This window comes from Mesorhizobium sp. M0701 (assembly GCF_040320365.1).
In the GTDB taxonomy this organism is placed as follows: Bacteria; Pseudomonadota; Alphaproteobacteria; order Rhizobiales; family Rhizobiaceae; genus Mesorhizobium.
In genome coordinates this window covers 79,348-99,976 of record NZ_JAMYPO010000010.1, presented here as the reverse complement: position 1 = coordinate 99,976, position 20,629 = coordinate 79,348, and the positions used below count along the sequence as shown (strand labels likewise).

Here is a 20,629-nt window from a genome sequence, read left to right as displayed (position 1 = left end):
GCCTGTGGCGCCTCGCATTGAAGGCCTCAGAGCCAGCCCTTCTCCTTGTAATAGCGCTCCGCGCCCGGATGCATTGGCGCCGACAGACCGGTCTTGACCATCTCCTTGGGATCGAGATTGGCGAAAGCCGGATGCAGTTTCTTGAAGTCGTCGAAATTTTCGAAGACCGACTTCACCAGTTCGTAGACCACCTCATCGGGCGTGCTGGCATTCGTCACCACTGTCGCGCGGACGCCGAATGTCGTCACGTCGTCCGGATTGTTGGCGTACATGCCGCCCTTGATGGTGGCGACTGAATAGTACGGATGAGCTGCCAACAGCGCGTCCACTGCCGGACCGGTCAGCGGGATGAGTTTGGCGCCACAGGCCGTGGTCGGATCCTGGATCGCGGCGGAAGGATGACCGACGCCGTAGAAGAAACCGTCGATCTTGTTGTCGCACAGCGCGCTGCCCTGCTCGTCCGCCTTCAGCTCCGCGGCAAGCGAGAAATCGCCGAGCGTCCAGCCCATCTGCTTGAGCAACTCCTCCATGGACGAGCGGGTGCCTGACCCGGGATTGCCGACGTTGAAGCGTTTGCCTTTGAAATCCTCGAATTTGGTGACGCCGGCGTCCGGCCGCGCTAGCACGGTAAACGGCTCGGGATGGACGGAGAACACGGCCCGCAGATCCTTGAACGGCTTGCCGTCGAAATTTCCGGTCCCCTCATGGGCCTGGTACTGGACGTCCGATTGGGTCAAGCCGAAATCGAGGTCGCCGGTCTGGATGGAGTTGACGTTGAAGACCGAACCGCCGGTCGACTCCGTCGAGCATCGGATGCCGGTTTTCTGCCGGTCCTTGTTCATCAGTCGGCAAATGGCGCCGCCGACGGCGTAGTAGACGCCGGTGACCCCGCCGGTGCCGACCGTGACGAAGCGCTGCTCGGCTCCGACGGATGGCAGCGCCAGCAGCATGCAGGCCGCCGCGCCGATCAGGGTTTTCATTGAACTGTACATGGTTGCTACCTCTCTGGTGGGTGTCCCGGCCCGTCGCCGATGACGCGTTGGAACTGGTTGAGGCGGTCCGCGTCGTGCGGGTCAGGCCGCTGAAGCGATCGCAGCGTCGATCGCCTCACCGAGCCGTTCGACGATCCGATCGATATCCTGTTTGGAAATGATGAATGGCGGCGCCACAAGCACATGAACGCCCCGCACACCATCAATCGTCCCGGCCATCGGATAAATCATCAGGCCGCGGGCCATTGCTTCGCGCTTGATGCGGGCGTTGAGTTCAAGCCTCTGGTCGAATGGTTCCTTGCTGGCGCGATCAACCACCAGCTCGATTCCCCTAAATAGACCCCGCCCGCGAATGTCGCCGACGTGATGGTGGTTATCGAAGCGTTGGTGCAGGCGTTCGTCCAGCTGCGCGCCCATTGCGCTGACGTTGTCGAGCAGACCGTCACGCCGGATGACCTCCTGCACGGCAAGGCCGGCCGCCGCTGCCATTGGATGGCCCATATAGGTATGCCCATGCTGGAAGAAGCCCGAGCCTTGGGCAAAGGCATCGAAGATATGCCGGCCGAGCAGCACCGCGCCAATCGGCTGGTAGCCACCGCCGAGCCCCTTGGCGATGGTCAGCAGGTCGGGAGCGATGCCGTCCTGCTCGCACGCATGCAGCGTGCCGGTACGGCCCATGCCGCACATCACCTCGTCGAGAATGAGCAGCACGCCGTAGCGGTCGCAAATCGCGCGAATGTGCTTGAAGTAGTCCGCGACCGGCGGCACCGCGCCGAGCGTGGCACCCACCACCGGCTCGGCGACAAAGGCGATGACCTCGTCCGGGCCGAGTTCTAGGATCTTGTCTTCGAGCTGCTGGGCGGCGCGCGCCGCATAGGCTTCGTCGCTTTCGCCATGCTTTTGATAGCGATAGGCGTAACAGGGGTCGATATGGTGGGTCTCGATCAGCAACGGCCTGAACTGGGCGCGCCGCCATTCGTTGCCGCCGGTGGCAAGAGCGCCGAGCGTATTGCCGTGATAGCTCTGCCGGCGTGCGATGAGATGGCGCCGTTGCGGCTCGCCCTTCTCGACAAAATATTGCCTGGCCATCTTGAGCGCGGCCTCGACCGCCTCCGAGCCGCTGCTGACTAGATAGACGTGGTCCAAGCCTTTCGGCGCGTCCTCGACCAGCCGATCCGCCAAGCGCTCCGCCACCTCGGTGGTGAAGAAGCTGGTGTGGGCGTAGGCGATGCGTTCAAGCTGGGCGTGCAGTGCAGCGATCACGTCGGGATGGCCGTGGCCGAGACAGGACACGGCGGCGCCGCCCGACGCGTCGATATAGGACTTGCCCTCGGCATCGAACAGTTCGATGCCTTGGCCGCGAATGGCGACCGGCAGCGTCGAGTGGATGGTTCGATGAAGAATGTGTGTCATCGACGGTCCCTCATGGGCATTTTCTTCGGCGGACGTTGGTTCAGATGGGTCTTGAGAGCGGCGCCCTGCTCATCGAAACGTCGCAGCGACTCAACGGCGCCCTCGCCTGCCTGCCCTGCGACAAGAGCACCGAGGATCTCAGCAACGATGAAAGCTGGCGTCATAGTATGGAAAAAGGACGGGCTGCCCGTCGGCACGACCACTAGGTGATCGGCAAGCAGCGCCAAGGGCGCTACCCCGCTGTCGGTGATCGCAATGACCGGTACGCCGCGGCCGGCAGCGTACTCGACAAGTTCGATGGTGAAGCGCGTGTAGGGCAGGACGCTGGCGGCGATCAGCACGTCGTCCTTGGTCGCATGGGCCAGAGCGTCGCCATCGGTTCCGCCGATGCCGTGCAGCAACACCGACTTCTCGCCGATCAGCGACAGGATGTAATGCAGATGCCAGGCGACTGCGTGGCTCGAGCGCAGGCCGAGGCAATAGACGCGCCTTGCCGCACTCAGCGCCCTGGCCGTCTCGACCAGACGGTCGATCGACCTGCCTTCGGCGAGATGGGAAAGCTGGCTGGAAATCGAATCCAGAATATCGGCCGCCAGCGCGTGGTCGCCCTTGAGCTTTTGGCTGGCCACCTGAAGGCCCGCCTTGCCGGCGAAACCGATTTCGCCGTCCCGGATCGCGGCGGCGTAAATATCGCGTACGGTCTCGTAGCCATCAAGGCCGAGATGCTGGGCCAGCCGCGTCATCGTCGCCGGCTGCACTCCTGCGTGCCGGGCCTGCTCGCGCATAGACAACAGCGCGACATCATACGGCTTATCAAGGACATAGCGCGCAGCGGACCGAAGCTGCGCCGACATGCCGTCGAAGGCAGTGACGATCTGTCCAGCAAGCTCTCCCTGGTCCATGGATATTGCTAGCTCGCCAGACCAGCGATTGCAACGTCTGTTTCAGTGTGATCAAAGGTTGATTCATATGAATCTTGTCACTCACAGAACGTCCCCATGAAGCCGGCCCATGGTCTCGACCGCATCGCCATAGCCGTCGCCCCGAACGGGGGACGTCGCAGCAAGGCCGACCATCCGGCGATTCCGCTGACACCAGCCGAACTTGCGAGGACGGCCGCGGAATGCGCCGATGCCGGTGCGGCTATGATCCACGTCCATGTCCGCGACAGAAGCGGCAATCATCTGCTCAACGCCGACGCCTACCGCCAGACGATCGCCGCCATCCGCGGTGCTGCCGGCGACCGCTTGATAATTCAGATCACCTCCGAAGCGCTCGGTATCTATTCGCCGGCCCAACAGATGGCCGTCGTACAAGATGTGAAGCCGCAAGCTGTCTCGCTGGCGCTTCGCGAAATCGTTCCTGATGCCGGATCGGAACTCGCCTTTGTGCGCTTCATGGCCTGGCTGCACACCGAGAGGGTTGCGCCGCAGATCATCCTCTATTCGCCCGAGGAGGCCGTCAGGCTTTCGGACATGCAGCAGCGCGGACTGATCCCCTGGGCAAGCATACCGGTTCTCTACGTGCTGGGCCGCTACACGCCGGGACAGACATCCGTACCTGCCGATCTCCTGCCGTTCTTAGCGGCGAACATGCCGCGCTTCGACCATTGGAGCGTCTGCGCCTTCGGCCGCAACGAAGCGGCGTGCGTGACCGCCGCCGCGTTGCTTGGCGGCCATGTCCGGGTCGGCTTCGAAAACAATCTTTTCCTTCCGGACGGCAGCATAGCCTCGTCCAACGCCGAACTGGTAGCGACCGTCGCACGCATACTCGCCGACTGCGGCGTCAAGATCGCCTCGGCCGCCGAGTTGGCGGCTCAATGGAACGCGCCGTTTCGTTCCATATGACAAACCAAAGCCTATTTTCGGCGGCAAGCTCGCGCAAGGCATAGAGAGGCGGCTGCAATGTCGTCGCCACGGAAGAACGACGTGTCCCCGCCCGCGGCGCGGCGATTGCAACAACAGTGCCGGTCGTTGTAACCATTCCGGCCGCTTGATTTTGGAGGAGACGCAGCATGGACCGATTCACCGGCGGTTGCCTGTGCGGCAACGTCCGAATTGTCGCGTCAGGGCGCCCATACCGGGTCGGCCTTTGTCACTGTCTTGACTGCCGCAAGCATCATGGCGCCCTTTTTCACGCTTCCGCGATTTTTCCTGAGGATGCGGTGACGATCGACGGCGAAACACGCGACTACGCCGGGCGGTTTTTCTGTCCCCGCTGCGGCTCCTCCGTTTTCGGACGCACCGCAGACGAAATCGAAGTAAACCTGGGGTCCCTGGATGCGCCTGACCAACTGATGCCAACCTACGAAAGCTGGATCATCCGACGCGAGTCCTGGTTGCCGCCGTTTCCGCTCACCAGACGATACGAGCGCGATCGTGACGCCACGGGTCGCTTTGAGGAATAGGTCGCACCAACCGTGCCGAGGAGGCAACGACATCAGAACACGGAGTTTCAGAGGCGCATTCGTGAGCGCCTAAGGCGACCCATGACAGCCAAGGCGCCGTACCTTAGAGGAGGATCGCAGGGGATGGGATTCATCGTCGCGATCCTGACGCAGGCTTTGTACAGAGCGCCGCGTTCAATGCTGGCCGTTTAGGAGGTCACGCTGGAAGATCGGCCTTGCGGAAGCCATCAACGAAATGCTCAGGCAGCGCAGCGTCGTGGAATGGCTCTGTCGTGGTCCAGTGGCCCGCCGCCTCGAAACGATGATCACAGGCTAGTGGTCGCGGCGACAATCAACCCGCCCAAGACGGCGACATTGATGGTGAAGCCGGTACGAAGCGCTTCGCGTTCATCGCCGCTGTAGCGCCAGAAGTTGAGCGCCATGAACGACGCCGCAATGGTGAATACGGCCAAGGTCGCGGCGGGAAAGGGTCCACCAAGGCCCGCTGCTAGGCAAAAGCCGCCTGCGATCTCCAGCACCGATCCGGCCGCGAGAAGAGGCCTGGGAGCAGGAAAGCCCCGCTCGGCCAGGGACGCTGTAACTGCCCGGAACCTGAGGAAATGCTCGGCGCCCGCCCAGATAAAGACGCCGCCGAGCAAAACCAATCCAAGGTGGTGGAGGAACGCGATCATTCCTTGCTGCCGTCCTCGGTGTAAACCGCTAGCTCGTAACCATCCGGATCCGCGAAATGAAAGCGCCGGCCGCCGGGGAACCCATAAATCGGCCTGACGATCGTGCCTCCCGCTTCCTCGACCCGCTTGACCGTTGCCGGCAAATCATCGGCATAGAGAATGACGAGCGGGCCTCCTCCGGACCTCGCTGGCCCAGCGGCGAAGCCACCTGACAAGCGCCCGTCGTTGAACTCGCAATATTGCGGGCCGTAGTCAGTGAAGGTCCAGCCGAAGGCCTTTCCGTAGAAGTCGCGTGACCGCTGAATGTCTTTCACGTTGAATTCGACGTAGTCGATCCGTTGATCGTTGTTGTTGCTCATGATGCATACCTCTCGTGTGATGTACGACGGCGAAAGATAAGCACGCATCTCGCCTGCCGGATTGAACAAAACGGCCATCGACCTATGGCTTCACACGGCGCTGCCGAGGCGATGCATCTGACATGATTGTTCACCTGCCCTCTTCCTTCCTGCCGGAAGAAACAACCGATTCTTGCAACCGTTCTCGATTGGCAGACGTTGTCGGTCGTGCAGATTGTTGTCTCCAGCGACGGCGGGCGCAGCCACTGCGTCGTAGGTTCACCGCCGGTAATCCGAAGAGGAGCGAGATGAGCGATCCCGTCCCAGCGCAGGCAACGGGTTCATTTCAGCTACGTCCAGCGTCGGCGCGGCTTCACGGGAGCTTTGCTTCGGTGTGGGCGCATCGAATGGACCCGGCGGGCGCACCGCCAATCGTCGTCATGCCCGATGCAACGATCGACCTGCAATGGATCGGAGGCAGCTTCCGAATTGCCGGCCCCGACAAGGAGCCGCAGACCGAGGTCCTGGCGGCAGACGAGATCGTGATCGGCTTGCGCTTTCATCCTGCCACGGCGGCGGCATGGCTCGGCGTGCCACAAATCGAGCTTGTCGGCCAGAGGCTGTTGCTCGACGATTTATGGGGAGCGCGAGCCCGGCGCCTCGCCAGCCGCGTGCGCGCTGGCGACAATTTCGAAGATCTGGCCTGTTCGCTCGAACAGGTCGTCGCCGAGGAGGCGGCCTCCCGCGCGCCAGACGCTCCCATGCAGGCGGCATATCGATTGATCGAGCGCGGGCCGCCACCCGACGCGCCGCTCGTCCCTTGGTTGATGCGCGCACTCGAGATGAGCGAAAGGACGTTGCGCCGGCGCTTCGACGAGAGCTTCGGCTATGGCCCCAAAACGCTTGACCGTATCCTCCGCTACCAGCGCCTTCTGCGGCTTTGGAGCCAATCGAACAGCGCTACGGCCATCCTGGCAGCCGAGGCGGGCTATTCCGACCAGGCGCATCTTGTCCGCGAGAGCCGACGCCTGACAGGAAGCACCCCGCGACAGATTCATCACCTGCTGCAGAACGGATGAAACGACGTCGCGCTCTTCATTGGCCGTTTTGTTCAAGTCTTCACTATCGCCCGACTTTATCCTGGTATCTCCGACAACCAGAGGAGACTGCCATGAAACCGCGCATTTCGGTTTTTACCATCGCTGTCGCCGACCTTGAGAGTTCTCTCGCGTTCTACCGCGACGGTCTCGGCTTGCCGACGGAAGGGATCATCGGCCGCGAGTTCGAGCATGGCGCCGTCGCGTTCTTCACGCTGTCCGGCGGGTTGAAGCTCGCGATCTGGGCGCAGGACGACCTCGCCTACGACACCGGCCTGCCCAAGGCGCCGATCAGCTCGACCTCGTTCACAGTCGGACACAATGTTGTGCGCCGCGAAGAAGTCGATCAAGTGATGGATGAGGCCGCCCGCGCCGGAGCCGAGATCATCAAGCCTGCCCGGGACACATTCTTTGGCGGGTACGCCGGATATTTCCGCGACCCGAACGGACACCTGTGGGAGGTCGTCTGGAATCCCGCCAACATACCGAGTGAGAATCCTCGTTAAGGGCGGCGCGGGCCTGTAGTATCGGGCCGTTCTAGTCATTCCCGGTCCTGGCAAATTCTGTCGGGATCGGGGCGGGCGGCCTGCTTTCCCTGGCAAACGAAGCCAGTTCGACGGCAGTCCACCAGCACAATCTTAGGGGGCTGATTATGTAGCTCTATCCAGATTCGCCTCGCCTGCATGGCGCATCATGCGGCGGAAGCTCATTGAGATATGCGCCCGCCTTATGTGCCCGATGGACTCCCAGTCGCCGATTTCGGCGGCGGCAAGGACCTCTTCCATTTCGCGGCGGAATGCGGTGAATTCCTCGACGAGGCCCAATTGCGGCATCAGCTTCAGGACGACGCGCGCGACCTGAAAATACAGGCGCTCGCTGATCTCGCGCAGTGGCTGGTTGCCGGTCATCGCCGTGAGCTCGTAGAAAAAATCCATGTTGAGGCGCAGGAAAGCGCGCTGGTCGGGATTGAGTATGTCGGAGTCGCAGCGCGCGATGAGCGCCCGTATCCGGTCAAGATCGTCCGCCGTGCGCGGAATCGGCGAAAGCTTGCCGACGAGGAGCGCCAGCTCGAGGCGCAGATGATAGACCTGCTGCAATTCCTCGATGTCGACGTCGGTGACGATCGTGCCGACGCCGTGGACGGATTGAACCAGACCCTCGGATTCAAGGCGCGCCAGCACGCGCCGGACCGGCGTGCGGCTGATCTCGAATTCCTGGGCAAGTTCTTCCTCGGAAAGGTGGCTTCCCGGCGCATAATCGAGCAGGCAGATGCGGTCGCGCAATATCCGGTAGATGCGCTCGAACCGCTCCCGCGCGGAGAGCGGGCGCGGCGGCGCGGCGGTCACCGTCGTGGGCGGCTTGGCCTCTGTCTCGATCGTCACCCAGCCTCCAGGACAGCGTGCAGGAATTGCCGTGTCCGCTCGTTCTTGGGAGCACCAAACAGTTCGCTTGGCGGCCCCTGCTCGCAGATCTTGCCTTGATAGAAGAAACAAACGCGGTCGGAAAACTCCTTGGCGAAGCCCATCTGATGGGTGACCATCAGCATGGTGAGATCATGCTCGCGCCCGATCTGCCTTATCACCTGTAGCACTTCGCCGACAAGCTCCGGGTCGAGCGCCGACGTTACCTCGTCGAACAGCATGATCTTGGGCCGCATTGCCAGCGCCCTGGCGATGGCGACGCGCTGCTGTTGGCCACCAGAAAGCTGTGACGGATAGTGGTCCTTCTTCTGGGCCAGACCGACCAGCTCCAGCAGCTCGGCCGCTCGTGCCTCGGCGTCCGCCCGCTTCATTCCGAGCACCGTTATCGGCGCCTCGATGCAGTTCTGCATCGCCGTCATATGCGGAAACAGGTTGAACGACTGGAACACCATGCCGATCTTGGCGCGGATCTTGCGGATGTGGGCGAGATCGGCGGGAACAAGCTTGCCGTTCCTCTCCATATGGGTCAGCGGCTCGCCTTCGACCCAGATGACGCCGTCATTGATCGTCTCCAGCGTCATCAGCATGCGCAGCACCGTCGTCTTGCCCGAACCCGACGGACCGATGACCGAGACTTTTTCGCCGCGCGCTATTTCGAGATTGAGCCCGTCGAGAACGGTTAACGTGCCGTAGCGTTTCGATACATTGTCGAAGCGGACCATCGGTTGTTCAGTCATCGGGTGGTCCTCCGGTTGAGCAGCCCTTCGAGGGAGCGGATGAGCGCCGCCGAAACCAGGCTCATGGCAAGGAAAAACAGGCCGACCAGCGTGATCGGCTCGGTGTAGCGGAACGTTTCGGAGCCGATGATCTTGGCGGTCTGCATCAGTTCCATCACGGCGATTGCGGAAAGCAACGGCGTTTCCTTGAACAAGGCCACCAGATAATTGCCGAGCGCCGGAACGATCGGCGGGATCGCCTGCGGAATGATGATGTCGCGGAACGTCGTCCAGGACGAGAGATTGAGCGCGATCGAGGCTTCCCACTGGCCGCGGTGGATGTTGTCGAATCCGGCGCGATAAACCTCGGAGCAATAGGCGGCGTAGTGGATACCGATGGCCAGCACCCCGGCGGTGAAAGCGTCGAGCACGACACCGAATTTCGGAAAGACGAAATAGAGAAAGAATATCTGGATGAGCAGCGGGGTCGAGCGGATCAGCTCGACCAGCACCGAAATCGTCCAGCTGGTCCATGGCACGGCGATGCGGACAACGGCCAGCACCAGGCCGAGCGAGGCGGCAAGCGCAAAGCCGATCAGCGTCGCTTCGATGGAAATGACGGCGGCGCGGGCAAGCACCGGCAGGATTTCCAGGGCAAATCCCCAATCCCAGATCATGCCGCCTTCCCCCGCGCCAGTCCGAGCGACGCCCGCCTTTCGAGAAGCCGCATGCCGATGGTCACAACCAGCGACATTGCCAGGTACATCAAAAGGACGAGGGTGAAGATCGGAATGGTCTTGAACGTGTTCTGGTTCATTTGCTGCGCCTTGAAGGCGAGGTCCGAAAGCGTGATCAGCGAGACCAGCGCTGTCGATTTCAGAAGCTCGATGAACAGATTACCCCAGGGTGGGATCATCGCGACAAAGGCCTGCGGCAGGATGATCCGGCGCAGCATCTGCGGGCGGCTCATGTTCAATGCCGTACACGCTTCCCACTGCCCGCGGGCGACGGACAGGATCGCGCCGCGCACGCACTCCGATCCATAGGCGCCGACATTCAGGCCGAGCGCGAGCACCGCCACCACGAACGCGTTGATCGTGACGCCGAATTGCGGGAGCACGAAAAACAGCCAGAACAATTGCACCAGTGCCGACGTTCCGCGGAAGATCTCGACGTAAACCGTGGCCAGCCATCTGAGCGGCGTCGGGCCATACATCCTTGCAAGTGCTGCAAGCACGCCCATGATAATTGCCAGCAGGCTGCCGAGGACGGCGATCTCGACCGTCAGGACCGCGCCTTGCAGCAGCCCCGGCATAAACACTTGATATGATTCCTGTGTTGCCAAGGCACCGATCACGACAAGCGCGATGACCAGCATGGCAACGAGCGTACGGATACCCATGCGATTCCCCCAAGGAAAAAGGGCGGCGCTTTCGCGCCGCCAGCAGTTGGGAACCTATTTGCCCGCGCAGAGCTCTGCGGTGGTCTTGTTGGGGAGATAGTCCTTGCCGAAGCCGAGTGGCTCGACCAGCGCGATATGCTCCGGCGAACCGAGGAACTTCTTCAGTTCGGCGTTGAACGCCTCCTGCAGGTCGGTGTCTTCCTTGCGGAAGCCGAAGCCGCCATGGCCTTTCACCGACTTGCCGGCAACCTCGCCGAAGGGCTTGGTCGATTCGACACCGTCGGCTTTCTTGGCCATGTCGGCGATCGAAAGAGCGGTCAGCGCGGCAGCGTCGGCGCGGCCCGACTGGACGGCGGCGACCAGGCTGGACTGGTCAGGCAAGGAGACGATCTGCCCATCGGCAACGCCCGCTTCCTTGGCGAAGCCGCCTTCAACGGCGCCGGCCATCACGGCAAGCTTGAGATCCGGATTGTCCTTGATGCTGGAAAAATCCTTGATGCCTTTCGGATTGCCTTTTGCCACCAGCATAGCCTCGCCGATGCCGTAGGACGGCTCGGAGTAGTTGATCTCGGCGCAGCGCTTCGGAGTGATGAACATGCCGGCGGCGATGATGTCGAAGCGGCCGGCCTTGAGACCCGGAATGAGCGAGCCGAATTCGGTCAAAACACCGTCGACCTGCGGTATGCCCATCTTGGCGAGCACCGCCTTGGCGACTTCAGGGGCCTCGCCGGTCAGCTTGCCGTCTGGCGTGGCGTAACCGAACGGCGCCTCGTTGGCGAAACCGACGCGGATGTAGCCGTCCTTCTTGGCCCGTTCGAGGGTGGTTTCCGCGTGAGCGGACAACGACGTCAATGACGTCGCGGCGAGTGCGATGCAGGCAGCCGCCTTCACGACCATACGGCGCGATATCGATGATTTGAGCATGCTTTTCTCCCATTGGACAACTGTGGATGGTTCCCAGGGCGCGGCCTTCTTCGAGGTCGACGCCTGCTTGATCAGACGTATACAACCGCCCTAGACATTTCGCAAGCAGAGATATAGAAACCATGAAAATTCGGCGATAATTCGCAGTTAGCCAGCAAATTGACGTCGAGTTGTGCACAATTTGGCCTAGTTGCCAGTTACAAAAGGCAAACGGCGTACCTGGAAGGCAGGATTTCGGTGGCGACCGCGAACGGCTTCGGGACATTCACGCAAGCGGAGTATGGGCAGCGCCTCGCCGGCGTGAAGACACGCATGCAAAAAGCCGGCTTCGATCTCATCGTTTGTCAGGATCCCGCCAACATGTGCTGGCTGACCGGCTATGATGGATGGTCGTTCTACGTTCCGCAGTGCGTGCTCGTCCATCTGGAGGAAGACCGGCCGATCTGGTTCGGCAGGGCACAGGATGCCAAGAGCGCACGCCTGACCACCGGCCTGCCGGAGACAAACATCGTGCCGTTCTCGGAACGGCTGGTGCAGCAGCCCGTCGAACACCCCTATGACGAACTCGCCCGACTGATCCGGTCGCGCGGCTGGGGAAAAGCCCGCATCGGCGTCGAGATGGACGCGCATTATTACACTGCGCGCTGCCACGCCCACCTTGTCGAGGGGCTGCCCGACGCGCACTTCGCCAACAACCACGATCTCGTCAACTGGGCGCGGCTGGTCAAATCCGAAGCCGAGCTGGTGCTGATCCGCGAGGCGGGTGCGATCTGCACGCATGCCATGAACCGTGCCATCGAGAAAATGCGGCCCGGTGTGCCTCAGAACCATGTCATTGCGGAAATCTATCACGCGCAGATCATGGGCGTGCCCGGAGCGGGCGGCGACTATGCCGCGATCTGTCCGCTGATGCCCGTTGGCGAGGGCACCAGCACGCCGCATCTGACGTGGTCCGACGCGCCGCTGCCCGACAGCGGCCTCGCCATTCTGGAGATCGCCGGCGTGCGGCGCCGCTATCATGCGGCGCTGACCCGGACGGTACATTTCGGCAAGCCGCCGCAAGCCATCCTCGACATGGCCAAGGCGATCGTCGAGGGCGTCGACGCTGGCCTCGAGAAGGCGCGCCCCGGCAACACCGCCGAACAGGTGGAAGCCGCCTGGCAGGCAGTGTTGAGGAAGAACCGGCTGAAGAAGGAAAGCCGCGTCGGCTATCCGGTCGGGCTCGCCTATCCGCCCGATTGGGGTGAACGCACCGCAAGCCTTCGTCCCGGCGACACCACCGAGATGCAGCCCGGGATGTGCTTCCATTTCATGGCCGGCGTCTGGCTCGACGATTTCGGCATCGCCATCTCGGAATCGTTCGTCGTCACGGATCGCGGCGGCGAACGCCTCTGCGACGTGGCGCGCGAACTCGTCGTCATCGACTGACATGGCGGCCGGGAAACCGGCTGCCGAAAAGACCATGCCCGCCAGCAAGCCGGCAACAAGCACGAGGACGCCCGATGGACCGCAATCCGTTTTCCGAAGCCGAAATTGCCGGCCGCCTTGCCAAGGTCCGTGCTGCACTGGCCGAGCGCGACCTCGACGCGGCGGTCTTCGCCTCGCCGGAGAACGTCTTCTATCTCACCGGGCTCGATCATTGGGGGTATTTTGCCCCTCACCTGCTGATCGTCCCGCTCCAGGGAAAACCTGTCCTGGTCACCCGCTCGATGGAAATGGTGACGATCGAGAAGCAGGTAAAGGCAGCGGAATTCCGTGGTCACTCCGACAGCGAAACGGCGGCCGACCTTGCCGCGCGGGTGCTTGCGGAGCTCGGCCTGTCGGGCAAGCGGATCGGCCTCGAATACTGGACGGCTGGCCTCAGCCATGGACTTGCCGTTGCGCTCCAGACGCAGGCGGACGCCAAATGGAGCGATGTCTCCGGTCTGGTCGACAAGATGCGGCGGGTGAAGAGCGCCGAGGAACAGGCGCTGATGCGTCGAGCCGCCAAGGTGACGGACGCCGCCGCCGGTGCTGCGATCGCCGCGATCTCGGATGGCGCTTCCGAACAGGAGGTCGCCGCCCAATGTGTTGCGGCAATGATCCGCGCCGGCGGTCATGCGCCGGGCTTCGGACCGTTCATCCGCCCAGCCGCGCGCCTGGGTGAAGAGCACACGACCTGGGGCGACGGGATCTACCGCAAGGGCGAGCCGGTCTTTGTCGAACTGTCGGGGTGCATCTCGCGCTACCACGCGCCGCTCGGCCGGCTCGTTCGCATCGGCCACATCAGCGACGAAGACGCCGCAATGGCGGAATTGACCGCCAAGGCGTTCAACGCGGTCATCGAGGCGTTGCGGCCGGGCGCCAAGGCGCGCGATGTCTACGCCGCCTGGCAGGTTGTCGCCGACGAGGCCGGTCTTTCCCACTATCGCCGCCATCACTGCGGTTATCTTGTCGGCGCCGGCCAGCCGCCGTCATGGACCGGCGGCAATTCGGTGACCGGCTTGAGGCACGATTCCGACCTCGAGATCGAGACCGGGATGAGCTTCCACATCCTGTCATGGCTGATGGGCACCGGTCGCGGCGATGACTTCGTTTCCAACACGGTGCTGTTGACCGATGCGGGCGCCGAAGTGCTTACCCGCACGCCGGCCGGCCCGATCGTTCGATAGGCCTGCACACATGGCGCGCTACTCGGCACTCTCGATTTTCCGCAACGCGCTGTCCGGCCAGAAGAATTGGCAGCGCGCCTGGCGTGCGGCGGAGCCAAAACCGTCCTATGATGTGATCGTCATCGGCGGCGGTGGACACGGCCTCGCTACCGCCTTCTACCTTGCCGATAACCACGGCATCCGCAACGTCGCCGTGCTCGAAAAGGGCTATGTCGGCGGCGGCAATGTCGGCCGCAACACCACCGTTATCCGCTCCAACTACCTGCTCGACGGCAACACCCAGTTCTACGAATTCTCGATGAAGCTCTGGGAGGGCATGTCGCGGGCGCTGAACTTCAATGTCATGTTCTCGCAGCGCGGCCAGCTCGTCACGGCGCATTCGGCCGATCAGCTCGACGGCTTCAGCCACCGCGCCAATGTCATGCGGCTGAACGGCATTGATGCCGATATCCTCGACCGCGACGAGGTGCGCCGTCTCGTGCCCTATCTCGATTTTTCCGACACCGCCCGCTTTCCGATCCATGGCGCCATCTTCCAGGGCCGGGCGGGCACGGCGCGCCACGACGCCGTCGCCTGGGGCTATGCGCGCGCCGCCGACGGCCATGGCGTCGACATCATCCAGAACTGCGAAGTGACAGGCTTTGTCCGCGACGGCGACAGTATCGTCGGCGTCGAAACGAAGAAAGGCCGGATCGGCGCCGGCAAGGTCGGCCTCGCTGTTGCCGGTCATACATCCGTGCTCGGTGCCAAGGCCGGGCTTGAACTGCCGATCGAAAGCCACGTCCTGCAAGCCTTTGTCACCGAACCGCTGAAGCCGCTGGTAGATCACGTCGTCGCTTACGGCGCCGACCATTTCTACGTCAGCCAGTCCGATAAGGGCGGACTGGTCTTCGGCGGCAATCTCGACGGCTACAATTCATACGCCCAGCGCGGCAATCTCGGCGTCGTTCGCGAGGTGGCGGAGGCGGCGATTGCATTGATGCCGTGCATTTCGCGCGTCCGGCTGCTGCGCCACTGGGGCGGCGTCATGGACATGACTCCCGATGCCAGCCCGATCATCTGCCCGACGCCGATCGACGGCCTCTATCTCAATGGCGGCTGGTGCTATGGGGGCTTCAAGGCGACGCCGGCTTCCGGCTGGTGCTTCGCCCACACGATCGCCACCGGCAAGCCGCATCCCTTGATCGCGGCCTACGGGCTCGATCGTTTCCGCACCGGCCACACGCTCGATGAGGCCGGTGTCGGCCCTTCCGCCTGGCTGCAATAGGAGGCGGGACAAAATGCTGCGCATCGAATGCCCCTGCTGCGGCCCGCGCGATCATGACGAGTTCCGCTACGGCGGCGATGCCTCGGTCACGCGTCCGGCCCATGACGATCCCGATCCAGAGGCCTGGTATCGTTACGTCTATATCAGGACAAACCCGCGCGGCCAGCACCGCGAATTCTGGCAGCACGTGACCGGCTGCCGCCAATGGATGGTGGTCGAACGCGACACACGCAACCACGCGATCGCATCCGTCGACTTCGCCAGGAAATCGACTGTCAGGAAACAACCGGCATGAGTTCGAACCGCAAACGCCTGCCAGTGGGTGGCCGTATCCGTCGCGAGGTGCCGGTCAATTTCACCTTCGACGGCCGCAAGCTGGCTGGATATCGCGGTGACACGCTTGCCTCGGCGCTGCTCGCCAACGGCGTTACCCTGGTCGGGCGCAGCTTCAAATATCATCGCCCGCGCGGCATCTTTTCCGCCGGGCCCGAAGAGCCGAATGCGCTGGTTACGCTCGGGAGCGCCGGCAGGCGCGAGCCGAACCTGCCGGCGACGACACTGGAACTCGCCGACGGCATGGTCGTGGAGAGTCAAAACCGCTGGCCATCGCTTGCCTTCGACGTACAAAGCGTCAATGGGCTGTTGGCGCCGTTTCTGTCCGCCGGCTTCTACTACAAGACCTTCATGGGCCCGACGCGCCGCGCCTGGATGTTCTACGAACATTTCATCCGCAAGGCGGCCGGCCTGGGTAGAGCCGGCACCGGCCCGGATCCCGACCGCTATGAGGTTCGTCATGCCTTTGCCGATGTCGCCATTGTCGGCGGCGGCCCGGCGGGATTGTCGGCGGCGCGGGCAGCGGCCGCGGCCGGGGCGCGGGTTGCGCTGATCGAGCAGGATTTCCTGCTTGGCGGCCAGCTTTTGGCGGAACCGTCCGACAGCGCAGCCGCCGCATGGCTGAGGCAGGCCGAGGCCGAGTTGGAGGACTTCGAAACCGTCGCGCTGATGAAGCGGACGACCGCTTTCGGCAGCTATGACGGCAATGTCCTTGGACTGGTCGAACAGCGCGATCCAACCGATCCGCAGCCGAATGGCGAGACACGCCAAACGGTCACCATGCTGCGCACCCGTTCGATCGTTTTCGCCACCGGCGCCATCGAGCGGCCGATGGTGTTCTCGAACAATGACCGGCCCGGCGTCATGCTTGCCTCGGCCGCCCGGACCTACCTCAACCGTTTCGCCGTCCTGCCGGGCAAGAAAATCATCGTCGCCACCACCAATGACGGCGCCTGGCGCGCCGCCTTCGACCTTGCCGATGCCGGCGCGGAGGTAACGGTTGCCGATGTTCGCGCAGCGCCGCCCACAGCACTTGCCGCGGAAGCCGCACGGCTCGGCGTGGTGGTGCGGGCCGCAACGCGCATCGTCGACCTGCACGGCGGCCATGCCGTCAGGCGCGTAACGCTCAATGGGCCGGAGGGCCAGTCCTCGGCCGCCTGTGACCTAGTCTGCATCTCCGGCGGCTGGTCGCCAACCGTGCATCTCACCTCACACCTCGGTGTCAGACCTGTGTATCGCGACGACATTGACGGCTTCGTGCCGGGCGTCTTTTCAGCCAGCCAGTTCGGCGCCGGCGCAATGATAGGAGCCTATGTGACCGCCGCTGCCGTCGAGGACGGCCATCGCGCCGGCATCGAAGCGGCAGCCTCCTGCGGCAAGTCGGCGCCGGTGCCCGCTCCGTCGAAACTCGATCTGGACGAGACCGCCACGAGTTCACTTCGCGAGATCCCTTCCGTTGGACGTGGAAAGGCTTTCGTCGATTTCCAGATGGACGTGACGACCGGGGATATCGAGCTCGCCCATCGTGAGGGCTATGAATCAGTCGAGCACCTGAAGCGCTACACCACGCTCGGCATGGGCACCGACCAGGGCAAGACCAGCAATTTTGCCGCACTTGCCGCGATGGCCGCCCTGCGCAAGGCAACAATCCCCGAGACCGGCGCCACGACCTTCCGCCCGCCCTATACGCCCGTGGCGATCGGGGCGCTTGCTGGACGCGCCATCGGCCATCATTTCAAGCCGATCCGCCGCACGCCGATGCACGACTGGCACATGGCAAACGGCGCCGAGATGCTCGAGGTCGGGCTCTGGATGCGGCCCTATTTCTACTGGCAGTCGGGGCGTAACGTGAACGAGGCCTACGTCGCCGAAATGCGGACCGTACGTCAGGCGGCGGGCCTGATGGACATCTCCACGCTCGGCAAGATCGATGTCCAGGGCCCGGATGCGGCAATCTTCCTCGACCGCGTCTATGCCAACGGCTTTGCCAAACTGGCGATAGGCCGCGCCCGCTACGGCGTCATGCTGCGCGACGACGGCATCGTCTTCGACGACGGCACCACGACGCGGCTAGCGGAAAACCGGTTCTTCATGACCACTTCGACCGCCAAGGCCGCCGATGTGCTGTCGCGTCTCGAATTCCTGCTCGACACGGCCTGGCCGGATTTGCGCGTGGCCGTTACCTCGGTCAGCGATGAATGGGCGGCGATGTCGGTTGCCGGGCCTAACAGCCGCGCGATCCTGAATGCAGCGTTTCCCGCTCTCGACGTTTCCGAGGAGGCGCTTTCGCATATGGGACTACTCGAAAGCGAATGGGAGGCCCGTGCGCTCCGCATCCTGCGTCTCAGTTATTCCGGCGAGCGCGCTTACGAAGTCTATGTCGGCGCCACTGCCGGTGAACAGCTCTGGAGCCGCTTGCTCGAAGCCGGCAGACCCTTCGACCTGAAGCCTTACGGTGTCGAGGCGCTTGGCGCGCTGCGGGTCGAAAAGGGCCATGTCGCCGGACCGGAGATCGATGGGCGCACGACGCTTGACGATCTCGGCCTCGGCCGCATGGCCGGCAAGCGCAGCGGCTTCGTCGGCGACGTCCTGCGACGGCGCCCTGCCCTCCGGGCGCCCAACCGGCAGCGTCTGGTCGGGCTGGAATGCATCGAAGAGGGAAAACGCCTGCGCGGCGGCGCCATCCTGTTCCTGCCGGATGAGAAACCCCATGGCCATGGGCGCGGTCGTGTCACCTCCGTCACTTTCAGCCCCGAACGCGGCCATTATGTCGGGTTGGCCTTGCTTGCCGGTGATGTCGCGGCAGAAGGAAGCGAGGTCGTGGCTGTCTATCCGATGAAGGGCGAAACGGTTCGCGCCCGCGTTGTCTCGCCGGTATTCATCGATCCGCAGGGAGAACGGCTGCATGGCTAGCTTGACCTCTTCTCGGGATTTCAGCCTGTCCGTGGCGGATTGTCCGCTTATCCAGATCGAGGGCTGGGACGCGACACTGAGACAATTCGAAAAGAGCGTCTCGGCGTCGCTCAACACGAAACTTCCCGCTTCGGTCGGAGAGACGGTTCGCCACAAGGGCCTTTTAACCATCCGCGTTGCACCTCGCCGCCTTTGGCTGGCTCTCGACGAAGGCACAGAAGCGCCAGCCCTTGTCGTCGACCCCGATCTCGGCTGTTCCGTGCCCCTCGGCGAAGGTCGTGTTCGTTTGAAAATGGCCGGCCCTGGTATTGCAAGGCTTCTGTCCGGCTGCATTGCCGTCGACTGGCACGCGCCGGCCGCCGCTCCGGGACGAGCCGTGCAAACGTCCTTCCATCATGTCTCCGTGCTCTTCCTGCGCACCGGCGAGGCCGCGTGCGAACTCATCGTGCCGCGAAGTTTTTCGCGAAGCCTCTCGGATTGGATTGCCGACGGCTAGCCAATGGCGGTTTCGCAGGCAAGGATCCGCTTTAGCGCCCGATCCAAAGCCGCTATCATGAGACCATTTACTCTCTTGCCGGCCAGTCTTGGAGGAGCGTAATCCCAAATTTCGGCGCGGCTGCTTTGAGCCGCTCGATATCGGCAGGCGTCGGCGGCCCAACCACCTCTCCCTTGCGGAGCTCATGACCACCTTCGGCGAGGAACTGCTCGAACACACTTGGCGTGTCTATCAGGATGTAGCGAACGGGCTGGTTGCCGGGATTCATAAGCTGGTGCGGGATGCCCCGCTTCAAAAACGTGCTCTCGCCGGGCGAGAGCGTTCGGACCACACCGTCCACAATTGCGGTCAAATGCCCTTCGATGACGTAGACCGTCTCGTCGTCATTCGCATGAACATGGATTGGCGTTTTCGTGTGCCCGTCGCTTCTGTTTTCGAAGAGACTCAACAAGCCTCCCGTCTGTTCGCCGGAGACCAGTCGCTTCATGACGATGCCTGCGAGCACGAATTCTTTTGGTTCAACATCCGTCATTGATCCAATCCTGCCAGGCATATTTGGTGGGCCGTCAAGCAGACGAGCTGCGCAGCGACATCCGGCAAACGTCGAACTGGCTCACGGGTTCCCGGTCGCGTTTGGACGAAAAGCCGGCTTCGTTCTCACCGGACATGCTAGCCGACATCCGCCAATTCGAGGGCGCCGCAGAGGTCCGCCTAACTGACGGCAAAGCTGCAACGGGCTGCCAGGCTCTCGCCGGGCCCAAGCACCGACAGTCCATTCCATTTGTCGATCGAACCACGATTGTGAGCATCGACAGTATGACTGACCGGTTCAAAACAGAAGGAGTCGCTGTCCTTCGATGGCGAATAGACCAGGTAAAAATTCAAGGACGATGAAGCTTCAATCCGCAGGCTGCAACTGTGCTCCGGCCACGATATGGTGGCGACGCCGTTCCAACCGGCAAACAGATTGTTTATCCATCCACTCGGCAATACGACTGGGGCGCCGAAATCCCAGTCGGGACGGGTTTTGACATCCACAAACCGTTCAGGGAGGTGGCTGGGCAGTTCGAGACAAACCTGCGAGGCCGGCGCATGAAGCGCGGTTCGTGCCGTTCTCGGGAACCATGGATGGATGCCAAGCCCGAACGGCAATCTGATCGAGGCCCGATTGACGATGCGAAGTTTCAGCTCGAGCCCCTGTCCGGCCAGCGCGTAGCTCACCTCGGCGCGATATCGGTATGGGCCGGGCCCGTTGCTGATGAGCGACAGCTTTGCGTTGTTCCGCGTTACGCTGTCGACGTCCCACTCGCTCGAAAATCCATTGCCGTGAATGGGAAATGGCTCGCCTGCAACATTGGCAGGCAGTTCGTGGAATTTGGAGTCGAATGTGAACCCGCCGCCCGAGATGCGATTTGACCATGGCAAAAGCAGGTTGCAGGCAAGGTCGAACGGTTTGCTGCTCCCGCCGTTTGGCCAAGGCCTGAAGAGTGGCACGCGCCCATAATCGAACCTCGCAAGACCTGCCCCAAGCGACGGGACGATTTCAGCAGACAGGTCTCCGCTTCTGATCTTGATCGTCCCGACCATC

At 62.8% G+C, this 20,629-nt stretch carries 22 protein-coding genes; 10 read left to right on the top strand and 12 right to left on the bottom strand.

The genetic code is table 11. The annotated features are described in order from the left end of the window. Positions 1 to 26 precede the first annotated feature (26 nt). The 3 genes from NKI24_RS12735 to NKI24_RS12725 form a co-directional block, all read right to left on the bottom strand. Complete coding sequence (locus NKI24_RS12735; protein WP_352452198.1) at positions 27 to 980, bottom strand: TAXI family TRAP transporter solute-binding subunit; 954 nt, start codon at positions 978 to 980, stop codon at positions 27 to 29. A 93-nt stretch (positions 981 to 1,073) separates the two neighbouring features. Then, positions 1,074 to 2,405 carry an aspartate aminotransferase family protein gene (locus NKI24_RS12730; RefSeq protein ID WP_352452145.1) on the bottom strand — a complete coding sequence of 444 codons (1,332 nt, stop codon included), beginning with the start codon at positions 2,403 to 2,405 and terminating at the stop codon, positions 1,074 to 1,076. Next, positions 2,402 to 3,307 (bottom strand): MurR/RpiR family transcriptional regulator, encoded by a 906-nt coding sequence (locus tag NKI24_RS12725; RefSeq protein ID WP_352452143.1) that lies wholly within the window; start codon positions 3,305 to 3,307, stop codon positions 2,402 to 2,404. The genes NKI24_RS12730 and NKI24_RS12725 overlap by 4 nt, the downstream gene beginning before the upstream one ends. Positions 3,308 to 3,403: 96 nt before the next feature. Here NKI24_RS12725 and NKI24_RS12720 point away from each other — a divergent pair, with 96 nt between their 5' ends. Both NKI24_RS12720 and NKI24_RS12715 read left to right on the top strand, forming a co-directional pair. Continuing rightward, on the top strand, positions 3,404 to 4,252 hold the full coding sequence (locus NKI24_RS12720) for a beta-keto acid cleavage family enzyme (RefSeq protein ID WP_352745661.1): 849 nt from the start codon (positions 3,404 to 3,406) through the stop codon (positions 4,250 to 4,252). A 167-nt stretch (positions 4,253 to 4,419) separates the two neighbouring features. Next, entirely contained in the window at positions 4,420 to 4,812 is a 393-nt protein-coding gene (locus tag NKI24_RS12715) for a GFA family protein (RefSeq protein ID WP_352452141.1), read from the top strand. Positions 4,813 to 5,117: 305 nt separating this feature from the next. Here NKI24_RS12715 and NKI24_RS12710 read toward each other — a convergent pair whose 3' ends face one another. Beyond that, the gene (locus tag NKI24_RS12710) at positions 5,118 to 5,483 is read right to left on the bottom strand and encodes a DoxX family protein (RefSeq protein WP_352470562.1); all 366 of its coding nucleotides are present in this window, start codon (positions 5,481 to 5,483) and stop codon (positions 5,118 to 5,120) included. Further along, entirely contained in the window at positions 5,480 to 5,845 is a 366-nt protein-coding gene (locus NKI24_RS12705) for a VOC family protein (RefSeq protein ID WP_352745818.1), read from the bottom strand. The genes NKI24_RS12710 and NKI24_RS12705 overlap by 4 nt, the downstream gene beginning before the upstream one ends. Positions 5,846 to 6,228: 383 nt before the next feature. Here NKI24_RS12705 and NKI24_RS12700 point away from each other — a divergent pair, with 383 nt between their 5' ends. Both NKI24_RS12700 and NKI24_RS12695 read left to right on the top strand, forming a co-directional pair. Further along, positions 6,229 to 6,900: an AraC family transcriptional regulator gene (locus tag NKI24_RS12700; RefSeq protein ID WP_352745658.1), complete on the top strand. Its 672-nt coding sequence runs from the start codon at positions 6,229 to 6,231 to the stop codon at positions 6,898 to 6,900. Positions 6,901 to 6,992: 92 nt separating this feature from the next. Next, on the top strand, positions 6,993 to 7,424 hold the full coding sequence (locus NKI24_RS12695) for a VOC family protein (protein ID WP_352745655.1): 432 nt from the start codon (positions 6,993 to 6,995) through the stop codon (positions 7,422 to 7,424). A gap of 144 nt (positions 7,425 to 7,568) precedes the next feature. On the opposite strand, the gene NKI24_RS12690 is transcribed toward NKI24_RS12695, so the two are convergent. Genes NKI24_RS12690 through ehuB form a run of 5 tightly spaced genes read right to left on the bottom strand, consistent with a single transcriptional unit; the run spans position 7,569 to position 11,381 of the window. Further along, positions 7,569 to 8,300, bottom strand: coding sequence for a GntR family transcriptional regulator (locus NKI24_RS12690; RefSeq protein ID WP_023674261.1), 732 nt, complete (start codon positions 8,298 to 8,300; stop codon positions 7,569 to 7,571). After that, entirely contained in the window at positions 8,297 to 9,076 is a 780-nt protein-coding gene (gene ehuA / locus NKI24_RS12685; RefSeq protein ID WP_023717024.1) for an ectoine/hydroxyectoine ABC transporter ATP-binding protein EhuA, read from the bottom strand. The genes NKI24_RS12690 and ehuA overlap by 4 nt, the downstream gene beginning before the upstream one ends. Beyond that, positions 9,073 to 9,732 (bottom strand): ectoine/hydroxyectoine ABC transporter permease subunit EhuD, encoded by a 660-nt coding sequence (gene ehuD / locus NKI24_RS12680; RefSeq protein WP_023674259.1) that lies wholly within the window; start codon positions 9,730 to 9,732, stop codon positions 9,073 to 9,075. Before ehuD ends, ehuA begins: the two co-directional genes overlap by 4 nt. Beyond that, on the bottom strand, positions 9,729 to 10,457 hold the full coding sequence (gene ehuC / locus NKI24_RS12675) for an ectoine/hydroxyectoine ABC transporter permease subunit EhuC (RefSeq protein ID WP_352455831.1): 729 nt from the start codon (positions 10,455 to 10,457) through the stop codon (positions 9,729 to 9,731). Before ehuC ends, ehuD begins: the two co-directional genes overlap by 4 nt. Before the next feature lie 54 nt (positions 10,458 to 10,511). After that, complete coding sequence (ehuB, locus tag NKI24_RS12670; protein WP_352449795.1) at positions 10,512 to 11,381, bottom strand: ectoine/hydroxyectoine ABC transporter substrate-binding protein EhuB; 870 nt, start codon at positions 11,379 to 11,381, stop codon at positions 10,512 to 10,514. Between the two features lie 237 nt (positions 11,382 to 11,618). Here ehuB and NKI24_RS12665 point away from each other — a divergent pair, with 237 nt between their 5' ends. The 6 genes from NKI24_RS12665 to NKI24_RS12640 all read left to right on the top strand — a co-directional run bounded on the left by NKI24_RS12665 (position 11,619) and on the right by NKI24_RS12640 (position 19,041). After that, positions 11,619 to 12,809, top strand: coding sequence for a M24 family metallopeptidase (locus tag NKI24_RS12665; RefSeq protein ID WP_352745650.1), 1,191 nt, complete (start codon positions 11,619 to 11,621; stop codon positions 12,807 to 12,809). 74 nt (positions 12,810 to 12,883) lie between these two features. Then, positions 12,884 to 14,032: a M24 family metallopeptidase gene (locus tag NKI24_RS12660; RefSeq protein WP_352745647.1), complete on the top strand. Its 1,149-nt coding sequence runs from the start codon at positions 12,884 to 12,886 to the stop codon at positions 14,030 to 14,032. 10 nt (positions 14,033 to 14,042) lie between these two features. Further along, entirely contained in the window at positions 14,043 to 15,299 is a 1,257-nt protein-coding gene (locus NKI24_RS12655) for a sarcosine oxidase subunit beta family protein (protein ID WP_352745644.1), read from the top strand. 13 nt (positions 15,300 to 15,312) lie between these two features. Next, a complete protein-coding gene (locus tag NKI24_RS12650) occupies positions 15,313 to 15,594 on the top strand; it encodes a sarcosine oxidase subunit delta (protein WP_352745642.1) in 282 nt (93 codons plus the stop codon). Continuing rightward, positions 15,591 to 18,545 carry a sarcosine oxidase subunit alpha family protein gene (locus tag NKI24_RS12645; protein WP_352745639.1) on the top strand — a complete coding sequence of 985 codons (2,955 nt, stop codon included), beginning with the start codon at positions 15,591 to 15,593 and terminating at the stop codon, positions 18,543 to 18,545. Before NKI24_RS12650 ends, NKI24_RS12645 begins: the two co-directional genes overlap by 4 nt. Further along, a complete protein-coding gene (locus NKI24_RS12640) occupies positions 18,538 to 19,041 on the top strand; it encodes a sarcosine oxidase subunit gamma family protein (protein ID WP_352745637.1) in 504 nt (167 codons plus the stop codon). Before NKI24_RS12645 ends, NKI24_RS12640 begins: the two co-directional genes overlap by 8 nt. Positions 19,042 to 19,108: 67 nt before the next feature. Here the strand turns inward: NKI24_RS12640 and NKI24_RS12635 are convergent, their stop codons facing one another. Both NKI24_RS12635 and NKI24_RS12630 read right to left on the bottom strand, forming a co-directional pair. Beyond that, the gene (locus NKI24_RS12635; protein ID WP_352745635.1) at positions 19,109 to 19,573 is read right to left on the bottom strand and encodes a cupin domain-containing protein; all 465 of its coding nucleotides are present in this window, start codon (positions 19,571 to 19,573) and stop codon (positions 19,109 to 19,111) included. A 179-nt stretch (positions 19,574 to 19,752) separates the two neighbouring features. Next, positions 19,753 to 20,628 carry an aldose 1-epimerase gene (locus tag NKI24_RS12630; protein ID WP_352745632.1) on the bottom strand — a complete coding sequence of 292 codons (876 nt, stop codon included), beginning with the start codon at positions 20,626 to 20,628 and terminating at the stop codon, positions 19,753 to 19,755. Between the last annotated feature and the right edge of the window lies 1 nt (position 20,629).